10 protein-coding genes and 1 tRNA gene are annotated in these 8900 nt (G+C 71.6%); 6 read left to right on the top strand and 5 right to left on the bottom strand.

Going from position 1 to position 8900, the window contains the following annotated elements:
* On the top strand, positions 1-370 hold a 370-nt coding region (locus TR50_RS43605), incomplete at its 5' end, for a class I SAM-dependent methyltransferase (protein WP_042422412.1).
* Between the two features lie 75 nt (positions 371-445).
* On the opposite strand, the gene TR50_RS18750 is transcribed toward TR50_RS43605, so the two are convergent.
* On the bottom strand, positions 446-2098 hold the full coding sequence (locus TR50_RS18750) for an MFS transporter (RefSeq protein ID WP_042422410.1): 1653 nt from the start codon (positions 2096-2098) through the stop codon (positions 446-448).
* A 363-nt stretch (positions 2099-2461) separates the two neighbouring features.
* Between TR50_RS18750 and TR50_RS18745 the strand changes: the two genes are divergently transcribed.
* Positions 2462-2995 (top strand): winged helix-turn-helix domain-containing protein, encoded by a 534-nt coding sequence (locus TR50_RS18745; protein ID WP_042422408.1) that lies wholly within the window; start codon positions 2462-2464, stop codon positions 2993-2995.
* A 36-nt stretch (positions 2996-3031) separates the two neighbouring features.
* Here TR50_RS18745 and TR50_RS18740 read toward each other — a convergent pair whose 3' ends face one another.
* On the bottom strand, positions 3032-4669 hold the full coding sequence (locus TR50_RS18740; RefSeq protein ID WP_042422407.1) for an ABC-F family ATP-binding cassette domain-containing protein: 1638 nt from the start codon (positions 4667-4669) through the stop codon (positions 3032-3034).
* Positions 4670-5005: 336 nt separating this feature from the next.
* Here TR50_RS18740 and TR50_RS18735 point away from each other — a divergent pair, with 336 nt between their 5' ends.
* A complete protein-coding gene (locus TR50_RS18735) occupies positions 5006-6127 on the top strand; it encodes an MBL fold metallo-hydrolase (RefSeq protein WP_042422405.1) in 1122 nt (373 codons plus the stop codon).
* Positions 6128-6206: 79 nt separating this feature from the next.
* Here TR50_RS18735 and TR50_RS18730 read toward each other — a convergent pair whose 3' ends face one another.
* Positions 6207-6725, bottom strand: a complete 519-nt coding sequence (locus tag TR50_RS18730) for an ATP-binding protein (RefSeq protein WP_084700534.1) — start codon at positions 6723-6725, stop codon at positions 6207-6209.
* A 238-nt stretch (positions 6726-6963) separates the two neighbouring features.
* On the opposite strand from TR50_RS18730, the gene TR50_RS18725 reads away from it, so the two are divergent.
* A tRNA-Leu gene (locus TR50_RS18725) sits at positions 6964-7046 on the top strand.
* Positions 7047-7122: 76 nt separating this feature from the next.
* Here the strand turns inward: TR50_RS18725 and TR50_RS18720 are convergent.
* A complete protein-coding gene (locus tag TR50_RS18720) occupies positions 7123-7383 on the bottom strand; it encodes a hypothetical protein (protein WP_236654474.1) in 261 nt (86 codons plus the stop codon).
* Between the two features lie 182 nt (positions 7384-7565).
* Positions 7566-7961 (bottom strand): helix-turn-helix domain-containing protein, encoded by a 396-nt coding sequence (locus TR50_RS18715; protein WP_042422402.1) that lies wholly within the window; start codon positions 7959-7961, stop codon positions 7566-7568.
* Between the two features lie 262 nt (positions 7962-8223).
* On the opposite strand from TR50_RS18715, the gene TR50_RS18710 reads away from it, so the two are divergent.
* Both TR50_RS18710 and TR50_RS18705 read left to right on the top strand, forming a co-directional pair.
* Entirely contained in the window at positions 8224-8442 is a 219-nt protein-coding gene (locus tag TR50_RS18710) for a hypothetical protein (RefSeq protein ID WP_042422400.1), read from the top strand.
* Between the two features lie 60 nt (positions 8443-8502).
* Positions 8503-8721, top strand: coding sequence for a hypothetical protein (locus TR50_RS18705; RefSeq protein WP_042422398.1), 219 nt, complete (start codon positions 8503-8505; stop codon positions 8719-8721).
* Positions 8722-8900: the final 179 nt, after the last annotated feature.

The raw sequence follows: 8900 nt of genomic DNA, 5'->3' as shown, positions 1-8900 counted from the left end.
GGGGGGGAGGGCCGGGGGGGTGCCCGCCGACGAGGCGTCGTTCGACGCGGCCGTCGTCTGCCTGACGCTGTGCTCGGTCGCGGACCAGTACGCGGCCCTGAAGGAGCTGCGGCGGGTCCTGCGGCCCGGCGGCGAACTGCGGTTCTTCGAACACGTGCGGGCGGAGTCGCCCGGCATGCGCCGCGTCCAGCGCGTCGTGGACGCGACGTTCTGGCCGCTGCTCGCCGGCGGCTGCCACACCGGCCGCGACACCCGCTCCGCCATCGAGGCCGCCGGATTCACCATCACCGGCCTGGACACCTTCGCCTTCCCCGAGACGCGCGTCCCCTCGCCGTCGGCGACGCACATCCTGGGCACGGCCGTGCGCTGACGCCGTCGACCGGTCGCACCCGCGTGGACGCGGTGGCCCGCCGGACGGCGGGCGCCGCGCCCTGCGATCGAGCCGTCAGCCCTGGTCGGTGGCCTCGCCTCCGGTGGCCGGGGCGCGGCCGTGGCGCATCAGCAGGGCGACGATCAGACCGACCGCGCCGCAGCCCGCGGCCAGCAGCAGGCCGTTCTGGTAGCCCGCGAACCCGTACAGCGAGGTGACCGGGTGGAAGCCCCCCGTCGTCGCCGCGGGGACACCCGTGATCTGCACCTTCACCTGGAGTGCGTGCCCGGCCAGGAAGGCCGTCAGCGCGCCCGTTCCAACGGAGGTCGCCAGGCTGTTGACGACGCCCATCATGCCCGCGCTGATGCCCTGCTGGCGGGCCGGCACGGCCTCGATCATCAGGTTCGGGCAGGCGGCATAGAACGCTCCGAAGCCGATCCCGAAGACGGCCGCGAACAGCCCGTACTGCCACTTGGAATGCGGGAAGTACGCGTACAGCACCGTGGAGAGGGTGAATGTCGCCATGGCGACGACCAGCGGCAGCCGCGGGCCGGTCTTGCGGGCGAGCTCGCCCGCCGCCGCGCCGGAGAGCATGCCGACGCCGCCCGAGTAGACCGCGGAGTAGTAGCCGTATGCCAGCAGCGAGGCGCCGAGGCCGAAGGCGAGGGTGGAGTTGAAGACGGTGTGGAACAGCGGTGCCATCGCGGGCGGCAGTGTCTGTCCGGCGCCGCCCGACAGGGCGACCTGGAGGATGCTGGCGTGCAGTTGCTGCTCGTTCGGGGTCTGCAGCATGTAGGGGATGCTGTAGCCCTGGATGCCGATGACCATGCTGCCGAGAGTCGCCGCGCCGAGGATCATCAGCACCCGTGGCGAGAGGAGCAGCCGCAGATCCATGATGGGCTCCGCGACGACCCTTTCCACCAGCAGGAACGCCACCAGCATCGCCAGCCCGCCGAGCAGGTAGGCGAGCGAGTCCAGTCGGCCCCAGCCCCAGGTCGTGCCGTTGGACAGGTAGACCAGGACCAAGCCCACGCCGCCGCCGAGCAGCAACGCGCCGCCGATGTCCAGGCGTTGGCGGGTGCGCAGCGAGGACTCCGGCACCACGAGCCACATCAGCGGCACCATCACGCCGACGAAGATGAGCAGGAACCAGAAGAGCCAGCGCCACCCGTGCGCGTCCACCAGCGAGCCGCCGATCAGCGGCGCAGCCAGTGCCGACATGCCGAGGCCGGTGGCGATGACCCCGATCGCCGCCGGGATGTAGCGGCGCGGCAGGATGTCGCGGAAGAGGCCGTAGGCGACCGTCGGGGCGGAGATGGCCACGGCTTCCAGCGCGCGGCCGACCAGGAAGACCCACCAGGTGTGGGTGAGGGCGCAGATGAGCGTGCCGACGGCGAAGGACAGGCCGGTCAGCAGCATGGTGCGGCGTTTGCCCCACAGGTCGGAGAGCTTGCCCAGGAGCGGCGTGGTGGCCCCGCCGACCAGGCCGAAGATGATGACCATCCAGCTGATGTTCGCGCCCACGCCGGGGAAGCTCGGCGCGATCTGGCGCGCGGCCGAGGCGACCATCGTGTACTGCAGGGCGGCGATCTCCGCGAAGAGCACCACGACGAGGATGACCGCGAAGATGCGCAGGCGTGAGGCGCCGTCGAGGCGGTTGGTGGCTTCCGGTTCCGGTTCGGGCTCGGGTCTCGGCGCGGAGTCGACGTTCGTAGGTGCGGATGTCACAGGGCGGCTCCTAGGGTCCTTCTGTGGCTCCAGGGTGGGTGGATCCGGCCACGACGGAGGCCCGAGCAAGGCCCAGGCAGGTCCGAGCTGACCCGGGGGCAGGCCCGAGCAGGGGCGTCCGCAGGGTGTATCTAACAGCCCGTCAGAAAGAAGGGAAGAGCGGCCACGGCCACGATCTGGTTCAATGGCCCCATGGACACCGTCCTCGAACCGTTCTGGCCCTCGCGCCAGCAGTTCCACTTCGACCAGACCTGTCGCCGCTCGACCGGCGCGCAGGCCTGAGTCCTCCCCTTCTCCGGGATCCTCCGGGCCATTCCGCGCGCAGACGCCGCCCCGTCCACCCCGCGCGAATCGAGTCCTGCCATGTCTGTTCCCGTGCTGAACCCTGCCCGTCCCGCCGTCCCCCGGCTGCGTTCCGTGGGCCCCGACGAACCGGTGCGGCCCGGCGTGTACCGGCTGCCGCCGCATGTCGTCACCGGACTCCAGCTCGACGCCGAGACCGGAGCGCCGCTGGTCGGGTACCTCGTCCTGGTGCCGGAGGGGGTCGCGCCCACGCTCGGCGCCGTGGCCGCGACCGTGCCCGCCCGTACACCCGCCACCACCTCGGCCGACGGCCTCGCCGTCGACCGGGAGCTGCGCACGGTCCATCTGGACGGCGAGCCGCTGGAGCTCACCTACCTCGAGTTCGAGCTCCTCGCCCATCTGACCGCGCACCCGCACCGGGTGCACACCCGCGACCGGCTCGTCGAGGCGGTCTGGGGCTACGGCCACGTCGGCGACGGCCGCACCGTCGACGTCCATGTGGCCAGGCTCCGCCGTAAGCTCGGATCGGCCTACCGGGGACAGATCGTGACGGTCCGTCGGGTCGGGTACAAGTACGTGCCGGTGGCGCGGTAGGCCCCCGGCGCACGTCCCCGCACCCGCGCGGGCGGTTCAGCTCTCGCTGATCCGCCCGTCCGCCACCTGGACGCGGCGGTTGGTCTCCACGGCGTCCAGCATCCGGCGGTCGTGGGTGACCAGCAGCAGCGTGCCGTCGTAGGAGGCCAGGGCCGACTCCAACTGCTCGATGGCGGCCAGGTCCAGATGGTTCGTCGGCTCGTCCAGCACCAGCAGGTTCACGCCGCGGCCCTGGAGCAGCGCGAGCGCGGCGCGGGTGCGCTCGCCGGGGGAGAGCGTCGCCGCCGGACGCAGCACGTGAACCGCCTTGAGGCCGAACTTGGCCAGCAGCGTGCGCACATCGCCGGGGGAGAGGTCCGGCACGGCCGCGCTGAAGGCCTCCACCAGCGGCACGTCGCCGTGGAAGAGGCGGCGCGCCTGGTCCACCTCGCCCACCACGACGCCCGGTCCGAGGGCGGCGTGGCCCGCGTCCAGCGGCAGCCGGCCCAGCAGGGCGGCCAGCAGGGTGGACTTGCCCGCACCGTTGGGACCGGTGACCGCGATCCGGTCACCCCAGTCCACCTGCAGGTCCACCAGCCCGAAGGTGAACCCGCCGCGCTTGACCTGGGCGCCGCGCAGCGTCGCCACCACCGCCCCCGCGCGGGGCGCGGCGGCGATCTCCATGCGCAGCTCCCACTCCTTGCGGGGCTCGTCGACCACGTCCAGCCGCTCGATCAGACGCTGCGTCTGCCGGGCCTTGGCGGCCTGCTTCTCCGTCGACTCCGAGCGGAACGCCTTGCCCTGCTTGTCGTTGTCGGTGCTCTTGCGGCGGGCGTTCTTGACGCCCTTCTCCATCCAGGAGCGCTGCATCCGCGCCCGCGCCTCCAGGCCCGCGACGGTGTCGGCGTACTCCTCGTACTCGTCGCGCGCGTGCCGCCGGGCGCGCTCGCGCTCCTCCAGGTAGGAGGCGTAGCCGCCGCCGAAGTGGTTGACCTGCTGCTGGTGCAGGTCCAGCTCCAGCACGCTGTTGACGGTGCGGGTGAGGAACTCGCGGTCGTGACTGACCAGCACCGTCCCTGCGCGCAGGCCCTGGACGAAGGACTCCAGCCGCTCCAGCCCGTCCAGGTCCAGGTCGTTGGTGGGCTCGTCCAGCAGGAACACGTCGTAGCGGGAGAGGAGCAGGGAGGCGAGACCGGCGCGGGCGGCCTGGCCGCCCGACAGCGAGGTCATCTCCTGGTCCAGGCCGACGGCCAGGCCCAGCTCGTCGGCGACGGCCTCGGCGCGCTCCTCCAGATCCGCGCCGCCCAGGTCCAGCCACCGGTCCAGCGCGACGGCGTACGCGTCGTCCGCGCCCGGCGTCCCGTCGACCAGGCCCTGCGTCGCCTCGTCCAGCGCGGCCTGCGCGGCGGCGACGCCCGTACGGCGCGCGAGAAACGCCCCGACCGTCTCACCGGGGCGGCGGTCGGGCTCCTGCGGCAGGTACCCGACGGTCGCGGTCGGCGGGCTCAGCTTGATGCTCCCGCCCTCGGGGGTGTCGACCCCGGCGAGCAGCTTCAGCAACGAGGACTTCCCGGCGCCGTTCACCCCCACCAACCCGATCACGTCGCCCGGAGCGACGACCAGGTCCAGCCCGGAGAACAGCACGCGCTCGCCGTGTCCGGCGGCAAGGTCTTTGGCGACGAGAGTGGCAGTCATCAGACCCGCAATCCTACCGGCCGCGCGCCGACCGACCCGCGCGGCGTCGACCTCCGAACACCAGCGGCTCCGGCAGCGGCAGCGGCCCCCGGAGGGAACGCTGCTGGGATGTTGCAGGCGGCTGGCGTCGCGTCCCGACCGAGGGCGGACCGTCGTCCAGCCCCCGTCCCAGGTTCGGACACCGCCGGGGCGGGTAGCGGTGCAGGTCACAGGAGTGATCGCGGGATCCGGGAACAGCGGCTTCCGGTCGACCGTTCCCGAGGTGCGTCGCTGTGTCGTCGTTGTGTGTTGTTGTGTCGTTGTACGGAAAGCACGGAGCAAGGAGAGGGCCGGGGCATGGGACTCAACCGAGCGGGGAGGATCGCCGCAGGGCTCGGCGTGGCGGGGGCGACGGCTGCGGCCTGGGCGGCACGCGAGGTACCGGTCGCCTTCGGCGGCGATCCGACCTCCGGCGGACGCGGCGAGCGGCTCAGGGAATCCCCGCAGTACCGCGACGGCGTCTTCCACAACCCGCCCGGCCCGGAGCGGACGGGCGAGTTCTCCCGCCCCGACAGCGGCGGCGTCGCCCGCGAGCTGCTCTTCGGCAAGCAGCAGCGCAAGCCCTCGCGTCCGATCCCGCTCGTGCGCGACCTCGCCGCCGAGGCCAGCGAGGACCTCGCGGTCACCTGGTTCGGCCACTCCAGCGCGCTGATCGAGATCGAGGGCCAGCGGGTCCTGCTCGACCCGGTGTGGTCGGAGCGCTGCTCGCCGTCCCAGTCGGTCGGCCCGCGCCGCCTGCACAGCCCGCCGGTCGAGCTGGAGCGGCTGCCGGACGTGGACGCCGTCCTCATCTCGCACGACCACTACGACCACCTCGACATGCACTCCGTCCGGGCCCTCGCCCGGCTGCAGAGCGCCCCGTTCGTCGTCCCGCTGGGCGTCGGCGCGCACCTGGAGCGCTGGGGTGTGCCGCGCTCGCGCGTCATCGAGCTCGACTGGGACGAGTCGGTCGAGATCGGCGGCCTGCGCCTGGAGTGCACGGCGGCGTACCACTTCTCGGGCCGCGGCTTCCGCAACAACGGCACGCTGTGGAGCTCCTGGGCGATCGTCGGCGCGGAGCGCCGGGTCTTCTACAGCGGCGACTCGGGCTACTTCGACGGCTTCCGCAGGACCGGCGAGCGGCTCGGCCCCTTCGACCTGACGCTGATCCAGATCGGCGCGTACAGCGAGCACTGGCCCGACATCCACATGACGCCCGAGGAGGGCCTGCGGACGCACCTCGACGTGCGCGGCGGGCTGCTCGTGCCGGTCCACTGGTGCACCTTCGTCCTCGGCCTCCACGACTGGTCCGAGCCCGTCGAGCGCCTCTGCGAGGCCGCGGACGCCGCCGGCGTCACCCTGGCCGTCCCCCGCCCGGGCGAGCGGCTGCTCGCCGCGGCGCCGCCGAAGCTCGACCACTGGTGGCGCTCGGTCGTCTGAGCGGGGCGCCGCGCCGGGCGGTTCGTGGCGCGTCCGGGGGTGCGTCCAGCGGTGCGTCGCGCCCCCGACGGGGTGGCTCTCAGCCGCCCAGGCGGGGGCGGGGAATGGGGAGCTCGACCCAGACCACCTTGCCGCCGCCGGGGGTGCGTTCGACGTCGCACGAGCCGCCGGACTCCGCGGTGACCGCCTTGACGAGCAGGAGGCCGCGGCCGCCGAGGCGGTTGAAGTCCTCGGAGAGGGCCTTGGGGCGGTAGGGGTGGCTGTCCTCGACCGAGACCCGGACCCACCCGTTGGCGAGCACCACCTCGACCACCAGCTCGGGGGAGAGCAGCGCCGCGTGCCGCACCGAGTTGGTGACCAGCTCGGAGACGATCAGCAGCAGGCCGTCCAGCAGCTCCTGGTACCCGGGGCCGCCGATGCCCTGTGCCAACAGCAGGTCCCGCACGGCGTGACGGGCGTGGGACACGGTCACATCCACCGCGGGTGCGGCGAACCGCCAGACGCCCTCCACGCCCGGCGGCGGTGTCACATCCACGCCGACCGGGACGGCGCCGGTCGCGAGTGGCGGTTCGCAGGGCTGGTCTCCGCGGACATGCATGGTTCGTTCCGCCATCCTCGGCTAGCAGTGGTCGTCGCTCCTGGGCAGAGAGGTCGTCCTATCACAGCCTTGTCCTGCCCACCCGGCGGCCTCAGTGCACAAAGTGACTGAAGATGCACGCTCCGTGTCTGAAAGCGTTTGCGGGGGACGCCTTTCGACCGGAGACCGGGTGGTCGGGAGCACTCTGTTTTCTTGGTATTGTTGTGCACGTCAGCGCGGGGAACCGCGCAGGCCACCAGCGCGGGTGGCGGAATGGCAGACGCGCTAGCTTGAGGTGCTAGTGCCCTTCGGGGCGTGGGGGTTCAAGTCCCCCCTCGCGCACGCTGGAAACGATCAGCCCTCCCGGTCTTCGGACCGGGAGGGCTGATCGCGTTCCGGTGACGGATCGTCAGTAGCCTCAGTCGGAGTAGACGGTCAGCACCGCGCCGTCGATCTCGATCCGACGGGTGCGTCCGACGTCGCCGCGGCGCAGTGCGTCGAGGCAGCGGCGGAAGAGGATCATCTCCTCGCCGTCCAGGACGGCCGCCGCGACGTCCAGTACCGGTCCGAGGGCGTCCTCCGTGAGCTCCGCGGGCAGTTCGCCCGAGAGCAGGATGACGGACTCCCCGGTGCGGCCCCGGACCACCGCGGTGGTGGGGCCTCCTTGCACGACCAGCACGTGTCCCCCCTGGCCTTGTTGCCAACGTTCGACAGGGTCCGCCGGAGGCGGAGGGCCTGTTGGCTGAAGACGCTAGACCCAGGAAGGTGCTTTGGCCCCTGGCAATCGCCGAATTCGCTCATCCCGGTCGGAATCGGGCGTAGCTGCAACCGTTTCGGCCAGCCGGACGTCCTTATCCGACTTCAGTCCGAAGCTTCACCCTCGGGGCTCTCGGGGCCCTCGGGATGACGGCTGCGTTCGAGCAGGGATTCGACCAGGGCGGCGACGTGGCGCCGGTTCTCCGGCGACAACTGCTGGACGCTCGCGATGAGCACGTCGACCTCGGGGTCCGGGGCCGCCTCGTACAGGTGGATCCCGCAGGCCTCGGCCGCGACGCGGCGGATCGTGTCCAGTGGCAGTTCGAGACCGCGGGCCAGGCCCTCGAGGGTGGCGGGCTGGGGCATCCGCACCAGTCGGTCGGTGGTCGCGAGGTGGTGCACCGTGGAACGGGGGATCTCGCCCCGGCGCGCCACGTCGCCGTAGGACCAGCCCTGCCGATCCAGTCGCTCTCGCATGAGCGCCTGCAGTGCGTTGGACACCCTGCACCCTCCCTCGTGTTCCGCTCGGGCCGGCCGAACCGGCGGTCGTGCGGCCTCGATTCTAGGGCGATCACGCCTTTCCGGGCTGGTCCACCGCCGCTCACCTGCACATTTCTCTCTGTTACGAGTCTGTGACAGAGAGTCGCCAGAAAGCCCTTGCGTCGCCGATCGTCACACGACTACTGTCCAATCTCGTTGGACAAGGCGTCCGACGGAATTGGACGATCGGACGCCGCCCACTACCGCACCCCGAGGGGGACTCATGAGCATGGACATCCGCGAGCTGGACGCCGAGTCGGCCGAGCTGCTGCCGGGCCGCGAGGCGCTGGGCCGGCTGAAGTTCAACTTCACCAAGACGGTCAACGTGACCAAGCACGTCGCCACCGTCAACGCGCACAACAACTCCAGCGCGCTGAACATCGGCTCGCACGACGCGACCGCCGCCGCCGACGCGTCGCAGTCGATCACGATCCACCAGTAGTCCGCGCACCGCACCACCCGCAATCCCGCCCACTGATCGAAACCACCGAGGGAGAACACCATGAGCATGGAGATGCACGAGCTGGACGCCGAGTCGGCCGAGCTGCTGCCGGGCCGTGAGGCGCTGGGCCGGCTGAAGTTCAACTTCACCAAGACGGTCAACGTGACCAAGCACGTCGCCACCGTCAACGCGCACAACCACTCCAGCGCGCTGAACATCGGCTCCAACGGTGCGGACGCGGAGTCCGAGGCCGCGCAGTCGATCGTCATCTCGCAGTAGTCCAGGCATCAGACACGACCGCGGTGTGGGCCGGCCCGGGGGAGGAGGAGCCGGCCCACGCCTACGGGGAGGAACACACCCAAGATGACAGTCACTGTGGAGACCGAGGTCGCGGTCGTCCCCGGTCCAGGTGGCTTCGCCACGTCCGTGCAGCCGCCGTTCCCGTCAGGTCCGGTGTT

It is taken from the genome of Streptacidiphilus anmyonensis, assembly GCF_000787855.1.
Classification (GTDB): domain Bacteria; phylum Actinomycetota; class Actinomycetes; order Streptomycetales; family Streptomycetaceae; genus Streptacidiphilus; species Streptacidiphilus anmyonensis.
This window is presented reverse-complemented; position numbering and strand designations above follow the sequence as displayed.